This window comes from Oribacterium parvum ACB1 (assembly GCF_000238055.2).
GTDB classification, from domain to species: Bacteria; Bacillota; Clostridia; order Lachnospirales; family Lachnospiraceae; genus Oribacterium; species Oribacterium parvum.
Genome location: NZ_KE148312.1, coordinates 1,883,581 through 1,910,101, shown reverse-complemented (window position 1 = coordinate 1,910,101; position 26,521 = coordinate 1,883,581). Strand labels below are relative to the sequence as shown.

General features: G+C 43.3%; 19 protein-coding genes. 1 reads left to right on the top strand and 18 read right to left on the bottom strand.

Annotation, left to right across the window (positions count from 1 at the left end; translation table 11 throughout):
- Positions 1–102: 102 nt before the first annotated feature.
- From HMPREF9625_RS08440 to HMPREF9625_RS08385, 12 genes are all read right to left on the bottom strand, one after another.
- Complete coding sequence (locus tag HMPREF9625_RS08440) at positions 103–1,386, bottom strand: methionine gamma-lyase family protein (RefSeq protein ID WP_009534271.1); 1,284 nt, start codon at positions 1,384–1,386, stop codon at positions 103–105.
- Entirely contained in the window at positions 1,335–2,309 is a 975-nt protein-coding gene (miaA, locus tag HMPREF9625_RS08435; RefSeq protein ID WP_009534270.1) for a tRNA (adenosine(37)-N6)-dimethylallyltransferase MiaA, read from the bottom strand. The genes HMPREF9625_RS08440 and miaA overlap by 52 nt, the downstream gene beginning before the upstream one ends.
- A 121-nt stretch (positions 2,310–2,430) precedes the next feature.
- Positions 2,431–4,539, bottom strand: a complete 2,109-nt coding sequence (gene mutL / locus HMPREF9625_RS08430; protein WP_009534269.1) for a DNA mismatch repair endonuclease MutL — start codon at positions 4,537–4,539, stop codon at positions 2,431–2,433.
- On the bottom strand, positions 4,536–7,244 hold the full coding sequence (gene mutS / locus HMPREF9625_RS08425) for a DNA mismatch repair protein MutS (RefSeq protein WP_009534268.1): 2,709 nt from the start codon (positions 7,242–7,244) through the stop codon (positions 4,536–4,538). The genes mutL and mutS overlap by 4 nt, the downstream gene beginning before the upstream one ends.
- A gap of 224 nt (positions 7,245–7,468) precedes the next feature.
- Positions 7,469–8,899: a tRNA (N6-isopentenyl adenosine(37)-C2)-methylthiotransferase MiaB gene (gene miaB, locus HMPREF9625_RS08420; protein ID WP_009534267.1), complete on the bottom strand. Its 1,431-nt coding sequence runs from the start codon at positions 8,897–8,899 to the stop codon at positions 7,469–7,471.
- Between the two features lie 348 nt (positions 8,900–9,247).
- Complete coding sequence (locus tag HMPREF9625_RS08415; RefSeq protein WP_009534266.1) at positions 9,248–10,858, bottom strand: NAD(P)/FAD-dependent oxidoreductase; 1,611 nt, start codon at positions 10,856–10,858, stop codon at positions 9,248–9,250.
- Complete coding sequence (locus HMPREF9625_RS08410; protein ID WP_154650197.1) at positions 10,851–12,215, bottom strand: BaiN/RdsA family NAD(P)/FAD-dependent oxidoreductase; 1,365 nt, start codon at positions 12,213–12,215, stop codon at positions 10,851–10,853. The genes HMPREF9625_RS08415 and HMPREF9625_RS08410 overlap by 8 nt, the downstream gene beginning before the upstream one ends.
- Before the next feature lie 231 nt (positions 12,216–12,446).
- Entirely contained in the window at positions 12,447–14,132 is a 1,686-nt protein-coding gene (locus tag HMPREF9625_RS08405; protein ID WP_009534264.1) for a putative polysaccharide biosynthesis protein, read from the bottom strand.
- Complete coding sequence (gene ybeY, locus HMPREF9625_RS08400; RefSeq protein WP_009534263.1) at positions 14,129–14,626, bottom strand: rRNA maturation RNase YbeY; 498 nt, start codon at positions 14,624–14,626, stop codon at positions 14,129–14,131. Before ybeY ends, HMPREF9625_RS08405 begins: the two co-directional genes overlap by 4 nt.
- The gene (locus HMPREF9625_RS08395) at positions 14,574–15,599 is read right to left on the bottom strand and encodes a PhoH family protein (RefSeq protein WP_009534262.1); all 1,026 of its coding nucleotides are present in this window, start codon (positions 15,597–15,599) and stop codon (positions 14,574–14,576) included. Before HMPREF9625_RS08395 ends, ybeY begins: the two co-directional genes overlap by 53 nt.
- An 89-nt stretch (positions 15,600–15,688) precedes the next feature.
- Positions 15,689–15,865 (bottom strand): 30S ribosomal protein S21, encoded by a 177-nt coding sequence (rpsU, locus tag HMPREF9625_RS08390; RefSeq protein ID WP_009429204.1) that lies wholly within the window; start codon positions 15,863–15,865, stop codon positions 15,689–15,691.
- A gap of 77 nt (positions 15,866–15,942) precedes the next feature.
- Positions 15,943–16,452, bottom strand: coding sequence for a methyltransferase family protein (locus tag HMPREF9625_RS08385; protein ID WP_009534261.1), 510 nt, complete (start codon positions 16,450–16,452; stop codon positions 15,943–15,945).
- A 393-nt stretch (positions 16,453–16,845) separates the two neighbouring features.
- Between HMPREF9625_RS08385 and HMPREF9625_RS08380 the strand changes: the two genes are divergently transcribed.
- Positions 16,846–19,314, top strand: coding sequence for a Cna B-type domain-containing protein (locus HMPREF9625_RS08380; protein WP_009534260.1), 2,469 nt, complete (start codon positions 16,846–16,848; stop codon positions 19,312–19,314).
- A 149-nt stretch (positions 19,315–19,463) separates the two neighbouring features.
- Here HMPREF9625_RS08380 and alaS read toward each other — a convergent pair whose 3' ends face one another.
- The 6 genes from alaS to HMPREF9625_RS08350 form a co-directional block, all read right to left on the bottom strand.
- A complete protein-coding gene (gene alaS / locus HMPREF9625_RS08375) occupies positions 19,464–22,112 on the bottom strand; it encodes an alanine--tRNA ligase (protein WP_009534259.1) in 2,649 nt (882 codons plus the stop codon).
- 297 nt (positions 22,113–22,409) lie between these two features.
- The gene (locus HMPREF9625_RS08370) at positions 22,410–22,964 is read right to left on the bottom strand and encodes a hypothetical protein (RefSeq protein WP_009534258.1); all 555 of its coding nucleotides are present in this window, start codon (positions 22,962–22,964) and stop codon (positions 22,410–22,412) included.
- Between the two features lie 2 nt (positions 22,965–22,966).
- Positions 22,967–23,680 carry an ABC transporter ATP-binding protein gene (locus HMPREF9625_RS08365; RefSeq protein ID WP_009534257.1) on the bottom strand — a complete coding sequence of 238 codons (714 nt, stop codon included), beginning with the start codon at positions 23,678–23,680 and terminating at the stop codon, positions 22,967–22,969.
- 1 nt (position 23,681) lies between these two features.
- Positions 23,682–24,440, bottom strand: coding sequence for an ABC transporter ATP-binding protein (locus HMPREF9625_RS08360; RefSeq protein WP_009534256.1), 759 nt, complete (start codon positions 24,438–24,440; stop codon positions 23,682–23,684).
- Entirely contained in the window at positions 24,437–25,495 is a 1,059-nt protein-coding gene (locus HMPREF9625_RS08355; protein WP_009534255.1) for a branched-chain amino acid ABC transporter permease, read from the bottom strand. Before HMPREF9625_RS08355 ends, HMPREF9625_RS08360 begins: the two co-directional genes overlap by 4 nt.
- 1 nt (position 25,496) lies before the next feature.
- Entirely contained in the window at positions 25,497–26,378 is an 882-nt protein-coding gene (locus HMPREF9625_RS08350) for a branched-chain amino acid ABC transporter permease (protein WP_036569576.1), read from the bottom strand.
- Between the last annotated feature and the right edge of the window lie 143 nt (positions 26,379–26,521).

Below are 26,521 nucleotides of genomic sequence, written 5' to 3'. Positions count from 1 at the left end.
CTCCTAATAAAGGAGGAGTCTACAGAGGTTTTTATTCTACCATGAATTGGAAACAATGCCAAAAAACTTTTCTTACACTTTTCGAAATAGCTTCACAAAAATCTAGAGAAGCTTTATAAATCCTTTTTTATACATGGTATCCAGGGCTTTAATCACTCCATATTTTCCATGCGGGAAAGTTAATCCGCCTTGGAAATATACGGTAAAGGGAGGACGAATCGGAGCATCTGCGGAAAGCTCGATGCTGGAACCCTGCACAAAAGCTCCTGCGGCCATAACAACCTTATCCTCATAGCCCGGCATATCATCGGCTTCAGGGCGCACAAAGGAGTCTACAGGAGCTGCAGCCTGTATGCCTTCACAAAAGGCAAGAAGAGCTTCCTTGCTTCCCAGTGTAATCGCCTGAATAATATCCATTCTTTTCGTATCTGCCGTAGGATGACAGGAAAAACCCACTTTTTCAAAAAGACTTGCGGCAAGAATCGCTGATTTTTCCGCAGAAGCGGTCACAGTCGGCGCAAGGAAAAATCCCTCAATCAAATCCTTATTCAGATTTAAAGACGGCCCCTGCTCTTTTCCGAGTCCCGGTGCATATAAACGAACCGCACATCTCTCGATGCAGGCTTTTGTTCCGGCGATGTAGCCTCCAATAGGAGCCAGTCCGCCACCCGGATTCTTTATCAGAGATCCCACAACCATATCCGCTCCGAAATCACTCGGCTCCTCGGCACAGACAAACTCTCCGTAGCAGTTATCCACCATACAGATAAGATCCGGCTTAATCGACTTTACAAAGCGAATAATTTCCCCAATTTCTTTCGGACTAAAGCTTCGTCTATCGCTATAGCCCTTAGAGCGCTGGATCTCCACAAGACGCGTTTTTTCATTTATCGCATTCCGTATTCCGTCCCAATCAAAGCATCCATCAGGAAGCAGATCAACCTGTCTGTATTTTACTCCGAATTCCTTTAAAGAACCCAAAGATTCTCGAATTCCGATAATCTCTTCCAAAGTATCGTAAGGCTTTCCGACCGGAGAAAGCATTTCATCACCGGGACGAAGATTGGCCTGTAAAGCAATGGCAAGGGCATGCGTTCCACAGATAATCTGCCCTCTTACCAAAGCATCTTCTGTATGAAAATAGGCTGCATAAGCCTCTTCCAAAGCATCTCTTCCCATGTCATTATGACCGTAACCGTTTGTTCCCGTAAGATGTGCTTCGGAGATTCCCGCCTTTTGCAGAGCGGCAAGCACCTTTAATTGGTTCAGCTCTGCGATTTCATCTATTTTTTTAAATCTCTCCTCAAGGCTTTTCACCACAGATTCGCTGTAGTCTACGACCTCTTTAGAAATCCCCATTTCGACATACATTTCTCTATAATCCATTCCGCTTCCTCCTCACGACTTTTAAAATTTTCCGCTTCTACAAAAATAGTCTCTTTTTCTCTCTTAAACCAGGTTAACTGCCTTTTTGCATAGTGTCTGGAATTTTGCTGAATCAGTGCTTTACACTCACTAAGACTGCATTCTCCTCTAAGATAAGGGAAAATCTCCCTGTATCCGATTCCCTTAAAGCCCGGAGAATGCTCCGTATAGCCTTTGTTAAAAAATGCCTCCACTTCAGAAACCAAGCCTTCTTGAAACATTTTTTCAACCCGAGCGTTAATCCCCTCATATAAGTCTTCTCTATTACGATTGAGAACCAGAAAAAGGCTGTCATAAAGTGCTTCTTTTTCCTTCTCCTCCCGATTATGCTTCGATATCGGACTTTTATGAAGATAAAAATACTCCAGGGCACGCATAATTCTTTGCCGGTTATGCGGATGAATTTCTTCGGCCGATACAGGATCTACTTGTTTTAATTCCTCATGTAAGGCTGTACTTCCCCGCTCTTCCATTTCTTTTTCCAGTTTACTTCGGAGCCTTTCTTTTTCGGCCTCATCCTCTTCCTGAAAATCAATGTCTCGCAGCATAGCCTGAATGTAAAACCCCGTTCCGCCTACCAAAATCGGAAGTCTTTCTCTACGGTAAATTTCCTCCACCTTTTCTCTGGCCATGCGCTGAAAAGAACTTGCGTCATAGTCTTCCTCCGGATTCAGGATATCCAAAAGATGGTGGGGAACTCCCTCCATTTCCTCTTCCGTAATCTTTCCCGATCCGATATTCAGGCCCTTATATACTTGTATGGAATCCGCGGAAATGCATTCTCCGCCAAGAGCCTTTGCCACTTTAACGGAAAAATCACTTTTTCCCACGGCCGTGGGTCCCGCCAGAATTAAAAGCGGTTTATCTTCTTCGTATAGATTCATAGCCTTCCACATTTCCTATCTTTACACAATTCTCTTAAAGAGCTTATTCACCTACTACTTCCTATTTTTTAATTATTTATTCCTAGTTTAAATCATTGTTTCGCAATTCTATTACAGAGTATTACACAATTCTCTTAAACATCTTTTCCAAATCCTGCTTCTTAAAAGCAACAATGGTGGGTCTTCCATGCGGGCAGGCAAAGGGGTTATCCAGCTGCAAAAGTTCTTGCAAAATGGTATCACATTCCGCTACGGAGATTTTTTGATTTCCCTTTACAGCCGCCTTGCAGGACATGGAGGCAATCTTATTGTATATACTTTCTCCCTCTAAGATAGCGGAGTCCTCTGTAAGCCCGTCTAAAATCTCCAGTAATACCTCCTCTTGTCTTACTGTCGGAAAATCCACCGGTATTGCCGTAAGCGAAATTCCGTTTGACTCTTCCACCCAAAGGTAGCCCATCTCCAGAAACTCTTTTCTATACTTTTCTAAAACTTCTCTTTCTCCTGTGGAAAGATGGATGGAGAGCGGAATAATATTTTGACTGAAAACTTCCTTTTCTTTCTTCCGTCTCATCATACGCTCAAAGTTGATTTTTTCGTGCGCGGCATGCTGATCCATAATGTAGAGGCTGTTTCCATACTCAATTAGCCAATAAGTCTGAAAAACTTCCCCGATAATTCTATGAGAAATTCTGGCCTCTTCCGAAAGAAAGGGGGCGGTAAACAGGCTTTCCTGCCCTTCCTTCGTTTCTTTGGCTTCGTTACATAAGTGTTCCCTCTCAGGACTCGGTGTATTATCTCTTTTCTTTTCCTGAAAAGCTGTCTCGAAGCCTTTGTCCAATACAGACGATTGCGAAGAAACAACATCTTCTTTCAAAGTGAAAGTTTTCTCTGATGCAAAACTGTTCTTTTCTTGAGAATAGCTTCCCTCCTGAACGGATTTTAACCCTTTTGTCAGATCGAATTCTTCATATCGTAGAGGCTGTGAAGGTTTCTCAGAGAAACCTGTCCCCTGTTTTTCCTCAGTTTGGCGAAAAACCGTTTCAGGATAAGCGATATCCTTCCTTTCCGACTCGATATGCTCTTCTTTTAGAGGACTAAACTCCGATGCTCTAAAAGCTCTCTCCTCAGACTCCTTCCGAAGTAGAAGCTCCGGCTGAAATTCCGCCTTCTTTTTCTCCTCTTTTAAGAAGACGGAGAGCGGGTTCTCGTCAATAAGGTTCGCTTCGGAAAGCGTTGTATTCACCGAATTAAAAACAGCCTGATAGATGCTGTCTCTGTTTTGAAAGCGTACCTCGAGTTTCTGCGGATGAACATTCACATCTACTAAACTCGGAGTCAAATCCAGAAAAAGAATGGCAAAGGGAAACTTGTGTTGCATTAAAAAGGGTTTATAGGCGTCTTCCAGAGCACGGCTTAATAGACCGTCATGCACGAAACGCCCATTGACAAAAAAGAGTTCATACTGCCGATTTGCCCTCGTAATACTCGGTCTTCCGAGAATCCCCCGAATATGCACGGTAGGCATACCGGTAATTTTTGAGGGATAATACGCCCCTTCTAAAGGGAGACTTTCCTTACTCTGCTCTTTCCCGTAAATGCTGTAAACCACATCCTCAATACGAGGAGAACCGATGGACTGAAAGCGGGTCTTTCCGTCTCGAATAAAGTGGAAGGAAACGCGGTGGTTCGCTAAGGCCAGTTTCTCCACCATATCCTCCACTCGATTACTTTCCGTACTCTCACTGTATAAAAATTTCTTTCTTGCCGGCACATTAAAGAAGAGGTTTCGAATAATAAAGCTGGAGCCGTCCACTCCCGCAACTTCTTCGACTTCTCCCATTTCTCCACCGTGAATTTGTATTCTATGGGCAAAGAAATCTTCTTTCGTCTTCGTAATCAGCTCCACATTGGAAACAGCGGCAATCGAGGACAGTGCCTCTCCCCGGAAGCCGAAGCTTAAGATACTGTCGAGGTCGGAAAGACTACGAATCTTACTCGTCGCATGGGGAAGAAAGGCATTTACGATATCGTCCTCCCCGATTCCGTCTCCGTTATCAGTGACACGAAGATATTCTATTCCGCCTCCTCTTATTTCTACGGTAATCTGCGTAGCATGGGCATCGATAGCATTTTCCACAAGCTCTTTCACCATACTGCTCGGGCGCTCAATCACTTCTCCCGCTGCTATTTGATTTACCGTATCCGTTCCCAGTACATGAATTTTCACTGTAAAAGCTCCTTTAATTCAAACAAAAGACTGCAAGCCTCAAAGGGACTGATTTTCTCAGGAATGATACTCCGAAGCTTCCTAAGAACCTCCTCTTCCCCCCCGGTAAGGGCAGTTCTGTCTTCCAGTTTATTTAAGCTCTTAAGAAGCTTAGCTCCGGAGGCACCGTTCTTTGATTCGCCTTTCTCAAAAGCACCGTTTTTCGCCTGCTTATCTTGACTTTCCAAGTTACCGTCTGTTTCTAAACCGCCTTCTTTAGCGACGATATTTTTATTTTCCTGCATAAAATCATTGTCCGATAAAAAGGCGGAAATCTCTCTTGCGCGGCTTAAAACGCCCTCCGGCACACCTGCAAGTTTTGCTACATCAATACCGTAACTTTCGTCTGCACCTCCGGGAATGATTTTCCGAAGAAAACTGATTTCGCCGTCCTTTTTGGAGACGGCAATGCAATAGTTCTTCACATTGTTCAGCTTTCCTTCCAGCTCCGTAAGCTCATGGTAGTGTGTTGCAAAAAGCGTCTTCGCCTGAATATGTCTTGCAATATACTCCACAACCGCCCAGGCAATGGAAAGCCCGTCAAAGGTCGAGGTTCCTCTTCCGATTTCGTCAAGAATAAGAAGGGACTGCTTTGTGGCATTTCGTAAAATGTTCGCGACCTCACTCATTTCCACCATAAAGGTCGATTGTCCCTGTGCAAGGTCGTCCGATGCTCCGACTCGGGTGAAAATTCTGTCGCAAATCGGAAGCTCCGCCTCTTTTGCCGGAACAAAGGAGCCGATTGCGGATAAAAGCACGATAAGCGCGACCTGCCGCATATAGGTGGATTTTCCCGCCATGTTAGGGCCGGTAATAATCGCAATTTCCTGATTTTCCTCCAAGGAGGTATCGTTTGGAATAAAATGCTCTTCCTCTAATAGCTTCTCCACTACAGGATGTCTTCCCTCTTTGATGAAGAGACTTCCGCCCTCGCTAAGACGGGGACGCACATAATTTTCCTTTATGGCAAGCTTCGCCAAGGAAAGGTAAGCATCCAAATGAGCAAGCTCTCTTGCCGTTTTCTGAATTCTCGGGAGCTCCGCTGCAATTTCCTCTCTCAGGGTACAAAAAAGAGCATATTCCAGATCCTTCAGCTTCTCTTCCGCACCGAGAATCCGATTTTGCAGCTCCTCGAGTTCCGTTGTGATATAGCGTTCTCCCTGAGCAAGGGTCTGCCTCCGGATAAAATAGTCCGGAATTTCTCCCTGGTAGGCTTTGGAAACCTCGAAGCAATAGCCGAAGATGCGGTTATACTTGATTTTTAAATTCTTAATGCCGGTTTTTTCTCTTTCCCTTGCTTCCAGCTCCTGTAGCCATTCCTTGCCATTCACTCCGGCATTCCGGTAGTCTTCCACATCCTTACTGAAGCTCGCCTTAATAAGGCCTCCCTCCTTAACGGATAGAGGCGGCTCCTCCACAATTTCTTCTTCGATTTTTCGGTATATATCCTCTAATGAGTCCATCTCCTCCCCCATTTTGGAAAGAAGCGAGGATTGGAATGGCGAAAGTGCCTTTTTAATATCCGGTAAATACTGAAGAGACAGCTTTAAAGCAAGAAGATCTCTCGCATTTGCCGTAGAAAGACTGATACGGGAAAGAAGTCTTTCTATATCGTAAATGCTGTCCAGATACTCCCGAAGCTCCTCCATATCAATATAATGCCCGGTGAATTCTTCCACGGCATCGAGTCTTGCCTCTATTTTCTTCTTATCCCGAAGTGGTCTTTCCAAGAAATGGCGAAGCATACGACTTCCCATGGCCGTTTTTGTGTAATCCAGCACCCAAAGAAGGGTACCTCTCTTCTTTTTCTCTCGAAGCGTCTCCCACAGCTCCAAGTTTCTCTGACTGTAGCTGTCTACAACCATGTAATCCTTATTTTGAAAAAAATCTATCCTTCGAATATGCGTAAGCAGGTTCTTCTGTGTGTCATAAAGATAAGAAAGACAGCCTCCGAGAGCTCTTCGAAGATCCGCCTGGTCGGAGAGCCCGAGTCCCATGATAGAGGACTGAAAATGCGCCGTAATCAGCTTATCCGCTTCCGTTAAGGAGAAGAATCTTTCTTCCTTTTCAGTAAGACTTATGCTAAAACGACTGTTTATCTGAGAAAAGAGCTCTTCTTCCTCTTTTAAAGAAGGATTAATAAGGATTTCCTTCGGAGAAAAGCGGGAAATCTCGTCAAGACATTCTTTAGACGAATCCACCGCTGTCGCATAGCATTCTCCGGTAGTGATGTCCACCGTCACAATGCCTCTTTTTTTCTCCCCCAAATAAATAGACATCAGGAAATTGTTTTTTCCTTCTTCTAAAGCCGTTTCCTCCGTCTGCGTTCCCGGGGTAATCACCTTAATAATTTCCCGCTTTACCAGTCCCTTTGCCTTCTTCGGATCCTCTACCTGTTCCCCTATCGCGACCTTATAGCCTTTAGAAACCAATTTACTGACATAGGAGTCAGCCGCATGATAGGGCACGCCGCACATGGGCGCTCTTTCCTCTAGGCCACAGTCCTTTCCGGTTAAAACCAGATCCAGCTCCTTCGATGCCGTAAGCGCATCGTCAAAGAACATCTCGTAGAAATCTCCGATTCTGTAAAAGAGCAGGGCATCAGGATATTCTTTTTTACTGTCTAAATACTGTCTCATCATTGGCGATAACTTGCTCTCGTCCATTCCCCTAACTCCTTTACATCACTACTCATACTTATCATTCTATAGGAATGTAACTGCACTCTAAAAACACTTCTGAAAATAACTTGTAAATTTACATTAAACAATAGTTTTTCAATGTTTTAAAATAACAGTTCTGTTTTTTTATATTTTATTCCTAAGGCAATTTGTCAGGAAGTTATTTCTCAATAGAAATATTTCCTATAAAGCTATTTCCTAAAGATAAGTTAAACTACACTCCCGTAATAGTAAAAGCCCATCGACTTTTCGAGCTTCACCGGAACAATCTCTCCAAGCAGTCTCTCTCCGCCTTCAAAGTGCACCAAAATATTGTTTTCCAGGCGTCCTGTCAGCATATTGTTTTCCGTATTTCGCTCTTCCACAAGAACTTCCATGACCTTACCAAGGTACTTTCCCTCACGTTCCTTGGAGGACTCTCGCACAGTATCCAGTAATCTCTGAAAACGCTCCGACACAATCTTTTCATCCACCGCATCCCACTTCGCAGCAGGCGTTCCGGAACGCTTCGAGTACTGGAAGGTAAAGGCAGAGTCAAACTGTGCCTCTCTCACAACATCCAGAGTATCCTGAAAGTCTTCCTCCGTCTCTCCCGGAAAGCCCACAATAATATCCGTGGTAAGTCCAAGCTCCGGAAGCCTTTCCTTAATTTTACGGAGTAAGGAAAGATAAGATTCCTTCGTATAATGCCGGTTCATTCTTTTTAAAATGTTCGTAGAGCCCGACTGTAAGGGGAGGTGAATATGATTACAGATATTCTCATATTCCTGTATTACGGAAAGGAGCTCCTCCGAAAAATCCTTCGGATTCGGCGTCATAAAGCGAATTCTCCGAAGTCCCGGAATCTTTGCCACCGCGCGAAGAAGCTCCGGGAAAGATAGTTCCTCTTCCCTGTCCAAGCCGTAGGAGTTGACATTCTGCCCAAGCAGCATAATTTCCTTCACGCCGTCCCGCACTAAAGCCTCGCACTCCTTCACGATTTCTCTCGAATCTCTGGATTTTTCTCTTCCGCGCACATAAGGTACGATACAGTAGGTACAGAAATTGTTACAGCCGAAGCTGATATTAACAGACGCACGGAAAGGATATTTCCGCTTGGAAGGAAGATTTTCCACGATAAGATTCGTATCCTCCCAGGTTTCCACCTTTCTCTCCTTGGATATCAAAGCCTCCAAAAGAAGCTCGGCAAGCTTATAGATATTGTGGGTACCGAAAATAAGATGCACATAAGGATATTTCTTTTGAATGGTTTCCACCTCATCCTTTTCCTGCATCATGCACCCGGTAATCCCGATTACCATGTCCTTATTCTTTTTATATAAATGCTTTAACTGCCCGATTCTACCGTAGAGTTTCTGGTTGGCATTCTCCCGGACGGTACAGGTTGTAAAGAGAATCACATCCGCTTCCTCTTCCGACTCCGTGCTCTGATAACCGGCCTCTTCCAGAATCCCCTGAAGCTTTTCTCCGTCCTTTGCAGACATCTGGCATCCTATCACCGAGACCATGGCTTTCGCCTCATATCCTTCGCCCTTCTTCATCTCCACAAAAGAACGAAGAGCCTCTATAAAATAAAGCTGCCGAGCCGGCTCCTCCTTCGGCGCATTCTTCTCTATCTCTTCAAACACTAAATCCTTCACTACAAATTTCCTCTCTATACTCTTACAGGCTTATAAAAATTGGATATAAACAATAGAACTGAATCATTTCTTTGTTTGTGGATATGGGAACAAGGGGTAATCTGAGCCCGCCGGTACTTGCGAAAAACAAAGGTACTGCAGTTTTTCGCTTAGTATCCGCTGCGAAAGGACAAACTTTTCTTCAGAAAAGTTGTACTGTACAAGACCAACTTCTGAAGGAAGTTGCTTTGCGAAGCAAAGTGAGCAATGGGCTACTGAGCCCATGCTCAGTCAGGCGAGGTTAGCGAGAGCGTGCCCCTGTTACTATATCCACAAACAAGAAATACATCCTGTATTGATATCCATTTTTTACCCCTGCTTATCATAAGACAAAATCAAACTTTCCGCTACCTTTAAGCCGTCCATTGCGGCACTCATGATCCCTCCGGCATATCCCGCACCTTCTCCTGCAGGATAAATCCGCCTTCCCAGAGTACTGTAGTCCTCTCCCCTAAGAATACGAAGCGGAGAAGAAGTACGACTTTCTACACCGTAGACCAAGGTATTTCCCTTGGAAAAGCCTTTGATTTTCTTTTCGAAGGCTTCCATGGATTCCACGAAATCCTCCTCCAAATGACTTAATTTCGGATAGTTTTCCAACCGAAACAGGGACGAAATATCACATTCCTCTCCCTGCCCTTTCAGCATAAGGTCCTGCGCTTTCTCTTCACTTGCGACATTTTTAATTTTGTCGTACCTACTGTAAGGAACTTTTCCTCCGGCTAAGCTAAAAGCCTTCTTTTCAAAATCCCTTTGCAGGCTAATTCCGGCTAAAGGATCCTCTTCTCCACCGTATTCTTCTTTGGAAACGGAAAAAATAATGGCGGAATTGGCCTTTCCGCTGTCTCTACCGCTATAGCTCATCCCGTTCACGCAAAGCCCGCCTTCCTCTGAAGAGGAATTTACGACATAGCCTCCCGGGCACATACAGAAGCTGTAGAAGGCACGGTTATGCTTTGTGTGATGACTGATTTTATAGCTTGATGCACCAAGCAGTGCTCTCGTCTTTTCGTCTATTTCCCCGTAAAGCGCAAAGTCTATATCCTTTTGCTCATGCTGCACACGAAATCCCATCGCAAAGTCCTTCGCAACCATGGGATACCCCAGCGCATATAGCTCCCGGAAGCTATCTCTTGCACTATGCCCTATAGCAATAATGAGCGGTCTTTTTTCATGCTTTTCAAAATGATACTGGCTCTCAAAACGGACTTCTCCACCCAAGCTCTCTATTTCCTTTCGGAGAGAGGCCACAATGGAAATCAGGGCATCTGTTCCGACATGAGGCTTTGCATCGTATAAAATCTCTTCCTTTGCACCGTAATGAACAAAAGTTTCCAAAACAAAACGAGAGCGGCCGCAGCTGTCCTTTACCAAGGTGTTCAGTTTTCCGTCCGAAAAGGTACCGGCACCTCCCTCGCCAAACTGCGGATTGGAGTTTGGATCAAGCTTCCCTTCCGTCCAAAGCCTTGTAACTGCTTCCTGTCTTTTTTCTACAGCCTGCCCTCTCTCATAAATGATGGGACGAAGCCCTGCTCTTGCAAGAAGGAGTCCCGAGAACATACCGGCAGGTCCGAAACCGACAATCACAGGCCTGTTTTCTTCCTTTTGAAAATACTCTTTCCGCGCTATTCCCTCTATTTCCAAGGGAAGCTCCGGAGCTTTATAGCGCACCGGTGCTGTGAGAACGATATCCTTCGAGCGAAGCTTTTTCACAAGCTTCTCTTCATTTACCCCTTTTAAACTGAGATAAACCGAATATACAAAGTAAAGCTTCGGCTTTTTTCTGGCATCTATAGAGCGTCTTTCTATCAAAAAATCGGAAATCACGGAGCTGTCCAGATGTAAAAGCTTGGCAGCCGCTTTTTTTATCTCCTCTTCCCCATCGAAGAGTCCCATTTTTATTTGCGAAATTCTAATCATTTCTTCTCCCCATCGCCCTGCCCGAAAGGATTCCCGATCCGAAGGCAAAATGCAGGTTATATCCCCCGCAGAGTCCGTCTACATCCAGGATTTCTCCCGCAAAATAAAGCTTCGGGCAAAGCTTACTCTCCATGCTTTCCGGATACACTTCCGAAACGGAAATTCCTCCCGCAGTACACTGCGCCTTAGTAAAATCCGCTATTTTACTAGCTTTAAAAGGAAAATGAAAAAGCAGCCTGCAAAGCTCTCCGATTTTATCTTTGGAAATCTCGGAAAGCGTTTTATCTACGGGAAAATGTGCTTTTTGGAATAGAACGGACACAAGCTTATCCGGAAGGAGTGCAAGAAGAAAATCTCTTCCATATTGCGCGCTTCTTTCTTCCTTTCTTTTCAGTAAAAAACTAAGGAACTCCTCTTCTTTAAACTCCGGAAAAAAAGAAAGAGAAAGCATTGCCTTTCCGTTTTTTTCCAAAAGCTCATGCACCAAGCGACTACATTGAAAAACTACAATGCCGGAAATGCCGTACTCCGTGCATTGTAATTCTCCTCTATCTCTAAAAAGAAGCTTCTCTCCCTCAAAAAGACTCAGCTCCGTATCCACTCGAACCCCTGCCCAAGCTTTTACAAACTTCTCTTCCGTATAAATCGGGCAAAGACTGGGAAAAGGACTAAGTACCGTGTGTCCTAGCGCTTCCGCGAAACGATAGCCCTCTCCGGTGGAGCCCGAACTTGGCATCGCAAGCCCTCCTGTGCAAAGTAAAAGCTTCTTGGCTTGTATCTTGAAAGTTCTTTCTTGCTTTAGATTTTTTTCCGCTTTGAAAACCTTGTCATCCTTTAAAAATTTCTCTTTTCCGAAAGCTTTCCCCGGCTTTAAAGCCTTCTCTTTTTTTAGCTCTTCTTCTGTACAACAGCTTATTTCAAAAAGAGGCTTCTCTTTATTTCCACTATTCCGAATGGCCTTTACTTCTGTAGAGCACATCCGATCTACCCCTAATTCCCGCATTGCATTTTCCAAAGAAAAAACCAAAGACTTCGCCTGGTCGGAATGCGGATAGACATAGTCTCCCCTTAGCTTCTCCAAAACACCGACGGAATGGAAAAAGCGGAGGCTGTCCTCATAGGAAAACTCTTTTAAAAAAGCCTCAATAAAAGAAGGAGATTCCGAACGAAAACAGGAAGCTTGCATATTTCGGTTCGTAAAATTACACCTGCCGTTTCCCGTCTGCTTAAGCTTCTTCCCTAAGCTGTCATTTTTCTCAATAAGAAGAACCGACTGCGCGCAGGAACGCTTCGCAGCAATCGCTGCCGCCATTCCTGCCGCTCCGCCTCCGATTATCACACAGTCCTGCATCTCCATTCCACTCCATTCTATCCCATTCCTTAATCTTGTTTCTTCTTTAATTCTTAACAAGTGGCGCAGGTGAAGCCTGAGACATCTTGTTCATAACGAGTATCGCTCGCAAAGCGTGCGGTATCTCGTTGGGCTGTGACTGAGGCAACTTTTATAGAAGATCTCCTCATTCTCTTTTTCGAGCTCAGCTCGTATCCATACGCGAAAATCTCTAAAAAAATCTATATCCTTCCATTTTTACAGGAAGCGCTTCAGTCTTCCGCCCATCGGCATTTCATCCAAATCTTCCCTTGTCAAAGTATGGCTCTTTAAAAGAAGGAAGAAGTAAATCAAAATAGCAATAAAAACAGCCGGAAGAAGAGACATAGCTGATCCAACTCTTCCCTTTCTCAAGCCTTCCGGAAGCAAAATATATATCACAAAGTAAATCACATAGGCTGCACCGCCCATAATCAGTCCCGAAAGCATCGGCATCACCAGACTTCGGAAGAGATCAATCCGAAAACGGGTATGCCGGAAAATAGCACGTTGATTTAAGAAACACATAATCAGCGCAAAAACAATATTCGATAAAACGACGCCATAGATTCCAAGACCCGCATAGAGGAAAAGCACCAAGGATAGAAGGTGTAAAACGAGGGCAACCATGGAATGATAAAGAGGTAGATTCAAGTGCCCGAGTCCCTGTAAAATCGCATTCGTAATCGTGGAAAGCGAGTACAGCAGTACGGCAAAGGAGCCAACTCTCGTAAGCTGAATTAAAAGATGCACATTTTTACCGGGGAAAAGCATACGGGAAAGCGGATCCGCAAGCACTGCCATACCGATGGAACAGGGCACGGCAATGAGAAGGGTAAAGCGAATACTCACCCGAATCTGAGAAAGCGTTTTCTGTCTGTCGTGAGATGCTACCGCCATGGTAAGAGCCGGTATTAAAGACGAAGAAAGTGCATTGGCCAAGGCAACCGGGATATTAAAGAGCACATGATACTCTCCGAAAATCCCCCATTCCATGACAATCTGCTTCGTTTTTGAGCCGAGGCTTGTCATAATCGAGGAATAGAGAAAATCATCCAAAACGGAAGAAATATTGTAAACCGTACTGGAAAAAAGAATCGGCAACATGGTAAAGAGAAGGAGCATCGCAGACCGCTCATAGCTCTCCGTAAGCCCCTCGTCCCGCTTTGCCTTTCTTCTTAAAGCTGGGCGCTGATAGCGGTATAAGAGAAACATAAAGAGGAGGGCCAATCCCGCACCCGCACCGGTTCCGATTGCTCCCCCCATTGCCCCGTAGGCATAGGAAAACTCCGTATTTTTATAGAGTAAATCCGCCTGCTGTCCCTTGGCAAATAAAACATAGGCCATTAAAACGGATACGATGGCATTCGCAATCTGCTCCAAGATCTGTGAAATCGCAGTGGGAATCATATTTCCCATTCCCTGAAAATAACCGCGAAGAAGTCCCAAGTAAGCCATAATCCAAACAGTCGGGGCTAAAGCGCGAAGCGCAAAGGCCGCATAAGGCTTCTTTAAAAGCTCCGCAATCCCGTCCGCTCCGAAGAAAAGGACCGACGCCATAACCGCCCCCATTAAAGAGGAATACAGGAAAGAAACGCGAAGCACACGCTCCGTGTTTCTATATTGTTTCTTGGCTAAATTTTGGGAAATCAGCTTGGAAATTGCCGTAGGCATGGAATAGCTGGATAGAATGAGGAGCAGAGTATAGATGGAAAACGCGGAGGTATAATACCCGTTTCCCTCATCGGAAATAATCGCCGTCAAAGGAATACGGTAAACCATTCCGATGATGCGGACTAAAATCCCCGCTACGGCAAGAAGAGAGCCTTGCAGTACGAAATTATTCCTATGTCCTGTAGCCTTAGTAGAAACTGTCGCCTTAGAAGAAACTCTTCCCTTACTCATCTTAGATACCCTCTATTTTGTAAAATCATTTCCTGCTTCTCTTCCATTTCCTTCCGCTCCTCCTCTTCCATGTGATCAAAGGAAAAGAGATGCAGCATGGAATGAGCAATCAAAAAGGCCAGTTCTCTCTCTACGCTATGTCCGTACTCTTCCGCCTGCGAAAGTACCCTGTCCCAGTTTAGAATAATGTCTCCGAGCAGAAGCTCACCGCTGTCCGGATCAAAGTTACCGGGATCCTCTTCCAGGTCTTCCGTAAAAACTCCGGGACTCTCCAGTTCAAACATCGGAAAAGAGAGGACATCGGTAGACTTATCGATTCCCCTGTTTTCCAGATTAATCCTGTGCATTTCCTCATCCTCTATAAAAAGAACGGAAACGGAAATATCATAGGGGCAGCCGACAAAATCCGCCGCCTCTTCCACAATTTCTCTCGCAATCTTCTCATATGGAACGCTTGTTTCTTTCCCTACTTCCCACTCTATGTCGATTTGCATGGTTTTCCCTCTTTTTTCTCTCCTCATCCTTCTCGTAGGCATTGACGATTCTCTGCACAAGAGGATGCCTTACTACGTCTTCGCTGGTTAGCTCCGAAAAGGCGATTCCTTCCACATTTTTTAAGATAAACATGGCATCTTCCAGACCGGAACGCTTTCCCTCTTCCAGATCCTTCTGCGTAAGGTCTCCTGTCACAATCACCTTCGAGCCGAAGCCGATTCTTGTCAGAAACATCTTCATCTGCGCAGGAGTGGTATTCTGCGCCTCATCAAGGATAATATAGGCATTGTCCAGTGTTCTTCCTCTCATATACGCAAGAGGAGCCACTTCAATGAGTCCCTTCTCGGCATTCGCAAGGTACTGCTCCGGCCCCATGATATTATAAAGAGCGTCATAGAGCGGACGAAGATACGGATCCACCTTCGACTGCAGGTCTCCCGGCAAAAAGCCGAGCTTCTCTCCCGCTTCAATCGCCGGTCTAGTCAGAATAATACGGGAGACCTCTTCCTCTCTAAAGGCGGTAATCGCCATGGCCATCGCAAGATAGGTCTTTCCCGTTCCGGCGGGACCCACGCCGAAGGTAATCATATTTTTCCGAATCTTATCGACATAGGACTTCTGCCCCAGGGTCTTCGGCTTTACCGGCTTTCCAAGAGCGGTTCTTGCCACGAAATCCTCTTCCAGCTGTAAAATCTGCTCCGCCTTCCCCTCCTTTATGGTAAGGGAAATGGCATAGTCCACATTTTGCTCTGAAATCCGATTCCCTTTTTCGGATAACTTTAAAAGGGAAAGAAGAACCTCTTTTGTCTTTTCCGCATTTTCTTCTTCCCCGATAATCTTTAATAAACCGTCCCGGTCAATGATGTTCACCGAAAACTGTCTCTGTAACTTTCGTAAATACTTGTCCATATCCCCCAGAATATTCATTTCATGCTCTAAGGGGATGTCTAAAATCAGTTCTTTCTCCGCCATTATACTCCTTCATGGAAGGAAATAGCCCCAATTCAAAATGAATCGGGGCTATCTCTACGCTATAAACGAGACCAATAGCCTCGCATGAATTAATTGAACTTACGCTTTCTAGCCGCTTCAGACTTCTTCTTACGTCTAACGGACGGCTTCTCGTAATGCTCTCTCTTACGAATTTCTTGCTGGATCCCTGCCTTAGCACAGTTTCTCTTGAATCTGCGTAATGCACTGTCCAAAGACTCGTTCTCTTTTACGATAACACTTGACATGCGAACTCCCAAACCTCCCTTCGGGCACAAACTACGCTTTATTATAGCAAAATTTTCCTTTAAGTCAAATGATTTTTTTACATGGAAGCAGTCTGTTTTTTACACGGCAAAAGTCTATTTACTCTTTTACAATATCTTTCATATTCTTCCCCGAAAAGCTCCCTAAGCCACTGCTCTTCCGTTCTCTTTAAGACCACGGTTAAAAGCGCCCATTGCAGTGGAATAAGAGGAAGTGTCCAAAGGTTATGGAAAAGAAGCAGAATCCCGATTAGGACAAACCACCATCCCGTATACATGGGGTTTCTTGTCCATGCGTAGATGCCGTCGGTTTTCAGTCTGTTTTCCTGAATATACCTATCCACATCGGAATGCACTGCTCCAAAAAACCAAATCAATAATCCCGAGGAAATCAAAAAAAATGCGGCAAAATAAAACCATAGCTTTCCCGTCCCATTCACCGTTCCTCCCGATAAGACAGTGTAGGATAAGAGGATTCCCAGTAAAGAAAGAAGGGCAACGGCCAAAATCAGAAAAGGCCCTATGCCGTAAAGAGGCATTTTCTGATCCTTATTCATGTAGTTTTTCATTCCGGCTTCTCCTAATGTAAAATCTCTGTTTGTTTCTTTCCGTATTTATCATCTCTATTTTTTATTCCCGTATTTACAATCTTTTTTCTGTTTCTGTCTGATTAGTTAAGACAAATTTTAAACCCTACTCTATTTCAATTCAAGATAAAGCAATTTAAAATAAACTTTCTCTGAGTAGAAATTTATTTGTTTGGTATCTCTTCAGTAAAAAGGGCATACCCTGTTCTATTTGCTTTCGTTCTAAAACTAATATTCCATTCACATAATAAAATTCTTCATTTTTAAAAAATAATTCATAAATTATTTCGAAATCTTGTATTAATTTAATATTGTGATATTATATTTTTACAACATGATTCGGCAAAATATAAGCAATGATCAGGAGGTAACTTAATGAAAAATTCTTTCGCTCGTTTCCTTACGAAACGGGTTCACAGAAGTATTGTTTCTGTCTTTTCATTCTTTTTTATTATTGCAATAATGATGCTTCTTCCGGGAAATCTGCAGAAGGTTTATGCAGAGGAAGGAAGCATTTATTTAAACGGAGAAAAAGGCAATGATAACAATGACGGAGAAACAGAAGAAACAGCTGTAAAGACCTTTAAAAAAGCAAAGGAAATGGCAAGCGAGAACCCCGATATTAGTATCATATATGTATCGGGAAAAACAGCAGTAAGCGGAGAGCTCAGCTTGGAAGGAACCTCCGCTATTCTGAAACGTGCTCCGGGCTACGGAGATTATCTGTTAGAAGTAGCAAAAGGGGAAGAATTAACATTGCAGGATGTCACCATTGATGGCGGCGAAGAAAACGAGAATAAGACCAGAAAATCTCTTATCTATGTAAATGGTACTTTAAACATAGAAGAAGGCACTATTTTAGAAAACAACTTTGCCACCGACCCTGAATCCACCAATGTTTTTGGAGGAGCTGTTTATGCAGAATTTTTCTCCCCCAAAAAAACAATTAACATGCGAGGCGGTATTATCCGAAATAATAGCGCTTATATGGGAGGGGGCGTATTTTTAGGTAGCAATGCCACTTTCAATATGTCCGGTGGAACCATCAGCAACAACAAAGCAAATCCGGGAAAGGATGCCGGAGCAAGCGGTGGAGGTATTGCAGCTTTTCAAAGTTCAACCATTAATATAAGTGGAGATTCCTTGATTACAGGAAATATGTCCGAAGAAATAGGTGGCGGAATAAGCGTTGGAACCTATTATGATACATTACTAGGAAATACCCTAAACATGAATGGCGGAATTATCAGCGAGAATATCTCCGGATCCTGCGGAGGTGGTATCTATGTACAATCCTCTGCATATGAACAAGGATATTCCGTTGCCAATATTAACTCAGGTCAGATTATTGACAACACTATGAGCGGGACAGGAAATACCCCTCATATGTTTGGCGGAGGCGGTATCTATGTTAATGGTGAAAACCCCGAATCCGGCAGAAAGAACGGTATTTTGAATCTGAACTATGCAGTTATAAAAGAGAATAGCGCGGAGATTGCAGGAGGAGGATATGCATCATGCCCTGTTTCTCTCAGTAGTATTAATGTAAAAAACGGTGTAGCAATTTTCAATAATCAAGCCACCAGAGCCGGAGATATTGATATTGAATCCGGTCTCTTCTCTTTTGGAAGGCATAACGGATTCCCCACTTACTACATTTCCGCTTTTATGCCGGGAGGCACACCTTATAATTGGAAAAATGATAGAGATGAAGTGCTTCCTTTAAATAAATTAAATGGTGTATTGGATGCAACCCGCTTCGAAATCTTGGGTCTTCATACGGATGTAACGGAAGACAGTGCCTCTGAATACTTGGCAGATGTCATTATTTCCGGTAATATTTCCAAAACAAGAGGTGGCGGTATCGGTTCAAACGGAACTGTTAATATGGGAGAGAGAAAAGTAATCGAGTTAAAAGTTACAAAGGACTGGAAATTTGATAATCCGGATACTCGCCCAAGCAACATTACCATCGAGCTTTATCGTGAAAATAAAGAAGATCCCGAAAATCCTGTTTATATCGGTTCGGAAACGATGAAGGAAGTCGATGGAAAATGGGAGCTTATCTTTAAAAATATTCCCAAGGTAGATGAAAACAATAATTTATATCGCTACTTTGTGAAGGAAAGTCCTATTGAAGGCTATGCCGTAAAAGTTAGCGGAAACCAAAAAACAGGCTTTACTATTATTAATATTCCTGAAACTTCTATTCGCGTAGAAAAAAAATGGAATGGAGAATCCGCAAATCAAGTTGAAATCAAGCTTCTTGCGGACGGAGTTGTAAAAGAAAAGGTAAAATTAACCGAGGCAGAGCAATGGACACACTACTTTAATAAACTCCCCAGATTTAATGAGTTCGACGGAAATGAAATTGTATATACAGTTGAAGAAGTAGCCCTATCCGGATATAGCTCTTCTATAAGTGGTGATCAGAAAGACGGGTATATTGTAACCAATACAAAAAATCCTACGCCAACCCCCGATCCTGATCCAAATCCTAACCCAAATCCAAATCCTAGACCGAACCCTAGTCCGAATCCGGGACCAAACCCTGATCCGAATCCCACACCGACTACACCGTCTACATCCACAACTCCTCCTCCAACTGTAGCGGGCATATTTAAGCCTATTCCTACACCGAGTGAAGTAGTTGAAAACAGTCCGGCTCCGGAAGTTCTGGGTGAATATAGACCGGCTGCAGTAAAAAATAAACGGAATATTCCAACAGAAGATGCTTCTCATCTTCTCTTATGGGCAAGTCTTTTTGGCATTTCAGGAACTGCATTGTTAGTATATATTGCTCAGAAATCCCGTAGAATAAGACGGAGAAAAACAAGTAAGTAAATGATTTCATGCTTGGCAATAAACTTGTTGTGCATTCAAAAAACCTCGAGAAATCTATCTCGAGGTTTTTTCTTACTTCAACTCATCCTTTACATCCGTCTAAATCTGTAGTTTATCTTTTACGACATAAGAATCTATGGAATCCGGCATTATCCCTGTAGCTGTGCCTGAATAATATCCTTTGCCTTTTTAAGGGCTTCCGGAATTGCGGAAAGATCTTTTCCACCGGCCTGTGCCATCTGCGGCTTTCCACCTCCGCCACCACCAAGAACGCCTGCTACTTCTTTAATCAGGTTTCCCGCGTGTGCTCCCTTCTTTACTGCGGCATCAGACGCTGTCGCCATAAGAACCGGTTTTCCGTCTACCACGGAAAGGAGAAGCACAAAAGCGTTCTCATACTTATCCTTCAGGCTGTCTCCCAAAGTTCTAAGACCGTTGATGTCTACCCCCTGCAATTCTTTTATAATTACGGAGCATCCGTTTATATTTTCCGCACTGAGTTCTCCCATCTCCTCCTTTGCAATCTTCTCTTTCAGCTTATCGAGATCGGACTTACTGGATTTCAGTTCCTGCTCAAGGCTTTCGATTCTTTGCAATAAATGCTCGGGATCGGCCTTTAACTTAGCACTTAATTCCTTTAAAAGCTCCTCTTCCTTCTGGAAGTAGTCAAAAAGATTCTGAGAGGTTAAGGCCTCAATTCTTCTTACACCGGCTGCAATACCCTGCTCCGAAACAATCTTAAAGCCCTGGATACTGCCGGACTGACTTACATGCGTTCCGCCACAAAGCTCTACAGAATAGTCTCCAACGGAAACTACGCGTACCTTGTCGCCGTACTTTTCTCCGAAAAGAGCAATTGCACCGGACTTCTTAGCATCCTCTAAGCTCATTTCCTCAGTCTTTACAAGCTCACCCTTTGCAATCTCTTGGTTGACCATTTCTTCAACCTTCTTTAATTCGTCCTTAGTGAGTGCCGCAAAGTGCGTAAAGTCAAAACGAAGACGCTTATCATCATAATAAGCACCGGCCTGCTCTACATGAGATCCCAAAACGGTCTTTAAAGCCTTCTGTAAGAGATGTGTAGCCGTATGGTTTCTCGCCGTCAGATTTCTTGCTTCTTCGTCTACAGAAAGATGTACCTTTTCATTTAGGCTAATCTCTCCCTGCTCCATTACACCGAGGTGCGCAATCTTTCCTCCCTGTAAATGAATGGTTTCATCTACGATAAACAAGGAATTCTCTCCGCTGATTTCTCCTCGATCGCCTTGCTGTCCGCCCATGGTGGCATAGAATGGTGTTTTATCTGTAATAATGGCAGCCTTCTGTCCCTCCGTAATCTTATCGGAAATACTGCCCTGCCCTTCTTCATCGGATAAAAATACAAGAGCCTTTACCGTAGCGTCCTCTTCCAATCTGTCATAACCTGTAAACTCTGAACTGATGCTCGGATCCAGAGTCTGGTAAATATCGTCACGTCCCATATAGTTTGTGGTCTTTCTTGCAGCACGGGCTGTATCCTTCTGTACCTTCATCGCCTGATGAAAAGCCTCTTCATCCAAATCCATGCCGGCATCCTCAAGGATTTCCTTGGTTAAATCCAAGGGGAAACCATAGGTGTCATAGAGACGGAAGGCTTCATCTCCGGAAAGTGTCTTCTCTTTCTTCTTCTGTAAATCCTGAATTAAGGACTGGAGAATCGCAAGACCGTTATCAATGGTCTTATTAAAGCGCTCTTCCTCTTCGGCAATCACACGAAGAATCATGTCCTTCTTTTCTTCGAGCTCCGGATAGCCATCCTTAGAAAGCGCGATTGCTTTTTCGGAAAGAGTAGCCAGAAAAGCCCCGTCAATTCCTAAAATTCTTCCATGTCTTGCCGCTCTTCTTAGGAGTCTTCGGAAGACATAACCTCTTCCTTCATTGGACGGCATGATTCCGTCAGAAGCCATAAAGGTACAGCTCTTCACATGGTCTGCAATAATACGGAAAGAAATATCATGCTCCTTATTTTCCATATAACGCTTATGAGAAAGACCGGCAATCTCTTCCATCATAGCCTTGTTGGTATCCACATCAAAAAGAGAGGGAACATCCTGGCAGACTACAGCAAGTCTTTCCAGCCCCATACCGGTATCAATGTTCTTCTGCACAAGCTCGGTGTAGTTTCCCTTTCCGTCGTTGTTAAACTGGGAGAATACTACATTCCATACCTCAATAAAACGGTCACCTTCTCCGCCCATTACATCTTCCGGACCGGTACCGTACTTTTCACCGCGATCATAGTAAATCTCGGAACAGGGACCGCAGGGTCCTGCGCCGTGCTCCCAGAAATTGTCTGCCTTACCGAAGCGATAAACTCTTTCCTTCGGAACACCGATTTCTTCCGTCCAAACTTTGAATGCTTCTTCATCATCAAGATAAATACTGGGATAAAGTCTATCCTTCGGAAGTCCCACTCTCTCCGTTAAAAACTCCCAAGCAAAATGCAGAGCTTCGGACTTAAAGTAATCTCCGAAGGAGAAATTTCCGAGCATCTCAAAGAAGGTACCATGGCGAGCCGTCTTTCCGATATTCTCAATATCGCCTGTACGAATACATTTCTGACAGGTAGAAACTCTTCTCTTAGGCGGAATCTCCTGCCCTGTAAAATAAGGTTTTAAGGGTGCCATGCCCGAATTGATTAAGAGCAAGCTGTTATCATTGTGAGGAACCAATGAAAAGCTCTTCATAATAAGATGATCCTGCTCCCGAAAATAGTCCAGAAACATCTTTCGTAATTCATTTACACCATATTTTTCCATAAAATCTCCTCTATAATACACAAGATATTAAATTGATTGTTCGGGATTATAAAAGGAAAAATTTACCCTTTTTCCCGGCTCTTTCTCTTATAAAACTTTAAAATTATACCTTACTCAAAGAACAAGTTCAAGCCGGGCATTTTACCAAATAGCGTTAAGTATTTTACCAAATAGCGTTTGGCAGACTCCATAAGATATTTCGGTAAAATAAAGCTGAATATAGAGCTAAAGCATCTATAAAAATAGGAGAAGGACGGATATCCCTCTCCCGCTTTTTAATGCCGACAGAAAACAATTTTATTCATCAAATTCGTCCACAATCTTATCCAAAATGACGCTACATCTATTTTTAGTAAGAACGATATACTTCTTCAGGTAATCTACATTTTCTTCTATTCCTGTCTTATCCTGACTCAATTCTTTTTTGCTTTCTCTGCTTCTTTCCGCCAAAAAAATACTCTGCTCAACAAAGAAATTTTCTCTCTCCGTCCCCGTAATCTTTCCGGCATAATAAGAAACAAGCCTCTGCAACTCCTTATCGTAAAGACCGGCTATTTCTTCATAACGTCTTCTTAAGGGAAGCCCTCTATGCCAGTCAGAATCCTCTTCTATCTGCTCAAGACGGGAGAATTCGTTTTGAAAATGAAAAATACTATCCTCTTCCCCAAATTCATCTTCCTCTTCTTCTACAGGTAAAATTTCTCTTGCAGGAGCATCCTGTACGTTTAACTTCGTTTCATACTGCATAAGCTTTCTTTTCCATCTTCTCTGAAAAAGAAAGCTTATACCAAGTCCTAAAACAAGTAGGATCATAATAAAGAAGATAAATTGAGTCAGACTTTTTTTACTCATTTTTACTCCGAAAGATAAGCCGCCTTGACCTTGGGGTCCTCTAATAGTTCTTTTGCATTTCCTTCGAGCGCAATGGAACCGGTTTCCAAAACATAGGCGCGATCCGCAATCATCAGTGCCTTATTCGCATTTTGCTCTACTAAAAGCACCGTAACTCCGCTATCGTGAATCATTTGAATAAGAGAGAATATCTCATTCACATAAATCGGAGAAAGTCCCATCGAGGGCTCATCCAAAAGAATCATTTCCGGCTTAGACATAAGAGCTCTTCCCATTGCAAGCATCTGCTGTTCTCCTCCGGAAAGCGTCCCCGCTACCTGATTTCTTCTTTCTTTCAGTCTTGGAAAATGATGATAAATCATTTCCAAACTATCTTCAATTTCTTTCTTATCTTTTCTGGTATAGGCACCCAGCATAAGGTTCTGGTAAACGGAAAGACTGGCAAAGACTCTTCTTCCCTCGGGAACATGGGCCAATCCCCGTTCTACAAGCTTATGTCCAGGGACCTTTTCAATATGTTTTTCATTATAGATAATTTCTCCGGAGGAAGACGAAATAAGCCCGGTAATCGTCTGTAAGGTACTGGTTTTCCCCGCACCGTTTGCTCCAATTAAGGTAACAATTTCACCCTTATTCACATGAAAGGAAATCCCCTTAATTGCATGAATCATACCATAATGCACATGTAGATTTTTTACTTCCAGTATCTTTCCCATACTACTCTCCTAAATAGGCTTTAATAACCTTCTCATCGTGCAGAACTTCAGCGGTCTCTCCCTCAGCAAGAACCTGACCGAAGTTTAATACAGTCAGTCTGTCACAGATTCCGGAAACTAGCTTCATGTCATGCTCAATAAGTAAAACGGTCATATCGAAGCGGTCTCTAACTAGGCGAATTGTTTCCATTAACTCTTCCGTCTCACTCGGATTCATCCCCGCAGCCGGCTCATCCAGAAGAAGAAGGGACGGATTTGTAGAAAGAGCTCTCGCAATCTCAAGCTTTCGCTGTTTTCCATAAGGAAGATTTCCTGCCGATTCATTTGCCAAGTCTTCCAAGTGAAAAACGGAAAGCAAATCTATAGCCAACTCATCCATGGCTTTTTCTTTCTTAAAATAATTGGGAAGGCAAAAGATTCCGTCTAAAAAGCTATACTTTTGAGACTCAAAATAGCCTGCTTTAACATTATCCAAAACAGACAGCTTATTGAAAAGACGAATATTTTGGAAGGTTCTTGCTACCCCCTCATGGTTAATTTTGATACAGCTCTTCCCCACCAGATTTTTGCCGTTCAAAAGGATTTCTCCGGAATTGGGCTTATATACACCGGTAAGAAGGTTGAATATCGTGGTTTTTCCGGCACCGTTCGGTCCGATTAAACCATATAGCTCATTTTTCTTCACGGATACATGGAAATTATCTACAGCCTTAAGTCCACCAAAGGAAATCCCTAAAGCATTTACTTCTAATAAATTCATGCTGCCACCTCCTTTTTACGGAACTTCTCTACAATACTCTTACGCAAAGCAATAAAGTTCGGTGCGGAGGTAAAGAGCATCATAAGAATTAAAACTACAGCATAAATCAGCATTCTGTAATCATTTAAGGACCGAAGTAGTTCCGGAAGAAGGGTTAAAACCACTGCTGCAAGAATAGAGCCGCGCATATTTCCGATTCCGCCCAAAACCACAAATACCAAAATCATGATGGACTGATTATAGCCGAAATTCTTCGGAAGTGCCTGTAAAGAGCTTAAATTATGCGCATAAAGCACACCGGCTATACCGGCAAAGGCAGCAGATATAGAAAAACAAAGAAGCTTTAATCTGGTAACAGGCAAGCCGATACTCTCCGCCGCAATTCGATTGTCACGAATCGCCATCACTGCACGTCCTGTTCTGGAGTGAATAAAATGCTGGATAAAAAGCATGGAAAGGATAAGAAGAACAATTCCTATTGTAAAATTACTATACTTCGGAGTTCCTGTAATTCCTTGCGCTCCCTTAATAATCCATGTTCCACCCTCTCCCAAAGAAATTGCGTTACTATCCTTTAAAGAAAAATGCCAGCCGGCCTTATCTACACCAAAATAAAGTGCATTGATGAGGTTTTTGATAATCTCACCGAAAGCCAGGGTCACAATAGCCAGATAATCTCCCTTCAAACGAAGTACGGGTATACCGATTAAAATTCCAAGAACACCTGCGCAAAGTGCACCTACAAAAAGAGCTATACAAAAAAGTAAAATAGGGGAAAGCCCGCTTCCTTTTAAAAGCATAGAACATGTTGCGGAGGAAAAGGCGCCCACACACATAAATCCGGCATGTCCAAGGGAAAGCTCACCGGAAATACCTACTACCAGGTTTAAGCTGATTGCCAAAATAGAATAGATACAAAGAGGTACCAAAAGTCCTTTCATAAGCGAAGAAACAGATCCGGCTTGTAAAAAGAACTGTACCACAAGATAAACGAGAATAAGTATCCCGTAGTTCAAAAAAATCTCTTTCAATTGCTTTAATCTTGTTTTATTCATTTTACACCTTCTCCATAATCTTCTTTCCTAAAATGCCGGTCGGCTTAATCAGGAGAACCACAATCAAAACGGAAAACACGATAGCGTCAGACAGCTTTGAAGAAATATACGCCTTAGACAGATTTTCTAAAATCCCTAGTAAAATCCCACCTATAAAAGCACCGGGAATAGAACCGATTCCACCAAGCACCGCAGCGACAAAGGCTTTAATTCCGGGCATCGCTCCTGTAGTCGGAGTAAGACTCGGATACGCAGAACAAAGCAGGATTCCTGCCACACTGGCAAGAGATGAGCCGATTGCAAAGGTCAACGCAATAGTTGCATTAACATTGACCCCCATAAGACTTGCCGCACCCTTATCTTCGGAAACGGCAAGCATGGCCTGTCCTGCCTTTGTTTTCTGAATAAATAAAAGCAAGCAAACTGCTACGATGGCCCCTACCGCAATAGTCACCACAGTTTCTCCGGAAATAGTAAGATTACCGCCAGCAAGTTTAATAGGAGAAATTTTTACGAAAGAAGTGAAGCTCTTCGGATTCGCACTAAAGAGCAATAAAGCCAAATTCTGCAGTAAATAGGAAACACCGATTGCAGTAATCAGTACCGCAAGGGAATTGGCATTTCGAAGCGGCTTATAAGCAATGCGCTCAATTAATACACCAAGTGCAGTACAAACCGCCATACTGAGAAGAACTGCCACCGGAATAGGGAGCCCCATCTGATTAAAAGCGATAAAGGCAGTATACCCCCCTACCATCAGAATATCTCCATGTGCAAAGTTCAGCATTTTTGCAATTCCATATACCATGGTATAGCCAAGCGCAATAATGGCATAGACCGAGCCTAAGCTTATACCACTTAACAGATATGAAATAAAACTCATCATAGAAAAATTTCTCCTTATCAGTAAGAAAAAGGCAAAGCGAATGCATTGCCTTTTTCCTTATAGCTAAAAACGTAAATCTTGAAGCTTGGATTTTTTAGAAAAGAATACTCAATCTAACACTTAAATCACTGCCCCACTCT

Excerpts from the sequence above, each read along its gene's own strand:
- HMPREF9625_RS08395 (WP_009534262.1), bottom strand. The coding sequence starts at position 15,599 with ATGGCGGAGAAAGAACTGATTTTAGACATCCCCTTAGAGCATGAAATG.
- ybeY (WP_009534263.1), bottom strand. The coding sequence starts at position 14,626 with ATGCAAATCGACATAGAGTGGGAAGTAGGGAAAGAAACAAGCGTTCCA.
- HMPREF9625_RS08355 (WP_009534255.1), bottom strand. The coding sequence starts at position 25,495 with ATGAATAAAACAAGATTAAAGCAATTGAAAGAGATTTTTTTGAACTAC.
- miaA (WP_009534270.1), bottom strand. The coding sequence starts at position 2,309 with ATGAATCTATACGAAGAAGATAAACCGCTTTTAATTCTGGCGGGACCC.
- HMPREF9625_RS08385 (WP_009534261.1), bottom strand. The coding sequence starts at position 16,452 with ATGAAAAACTACATGAATAAGGATCAGAAAATGCCTCTTTACGGCATA.
- HMPREF9625_RS08410 (WP_154650197.1), bottom strand. The coding sequence starts at position 12,215 with ATGGAGATGCAGGACTGTGTGATAATCGGAGGCGGAGCGGCAGGAATG.
- HMPREF9625_RS08380 (WP_009534260.1), top strand. The coding sequence starts at position 16,846 with ATGAAAAATTCTTTCGCTCGTTTCCTTACGAAACGGGTTCACAGAAGT.
- HMPREF9625_RS08350 (WP_036569576.1), bottom strand. The coding sequence starts at position 26,378 with ATGAGTTTTATTTCATATCTGTTAAGTGGTATAAGCTTAGGCTCGGTC.
- HMPREF9625_RS08360 (WP_009534256.1), bottom strand. The coding sequence starts at position 24,440 with ATGAATTTATTAGAAGTAAATGCTTTAGGGATTTCCTTTGGTGGACTT.
- HMPREF9625_RS08415 (WP_009534266.1), bottom strand. The coding sequence starts at position 10,858 with ATGATTAGAATTTCGCAAATAAAAATGGGACTCTTCGATGGGGAAGAG.
- HMPREF9625_RS08365 (WP_009534257.1), bottom strand. The coding sequence starts at position 23,680 with ATGGGAAAGATACTGGAAGTAAAAAATCTACATGTGCATTATGGTATG.
- HMPREF9625_RS08370 (WP_009534258.1), bottom strand. The coding sequence starts at position 22,964 with ATGAGTAAAAAAAGTCTGACTCAATTTATCTTCTTTATTATGATCCTA.
- alaS (WP_009534259.1), bottom strand. The coding sequence starts at position 22,112 with ATGGAAAAATATGGTGTAAATGAATTACGAAAGATGTTTCTGGACTAT.
- HMPREF9625_RS08405 (WP_009534264.1), bottom strand. The coding sequence starts at position 14,132 with ATGAGTAAGGGAAGAGTTTCTTCTAAGGCGACAGTTTCTACTAAGGCT.
- rpsU (WP_009429204.1), bottom strand. The coding sequence starts at position 15,865 with ATGTCAAGTGTTATCGTAAAAGAGAACGAGTCTTTGGACAGTGCATTA.
- mutS (WP_009534268.1), bottom strand. The coding sequence starts at position 7,244 with ATGGACGAGAGCAAGTTATCGCCAATGATGAGACAGTATTTAGACAGT.
- HMPREF9625_RS08440 (WP_009534271.1), bottom strand. The coding sequence starts at position 1,386 with ATGGATTATAGAGAAATGTATGTCGAAATGGGGATTTCTAAAGAGGTC.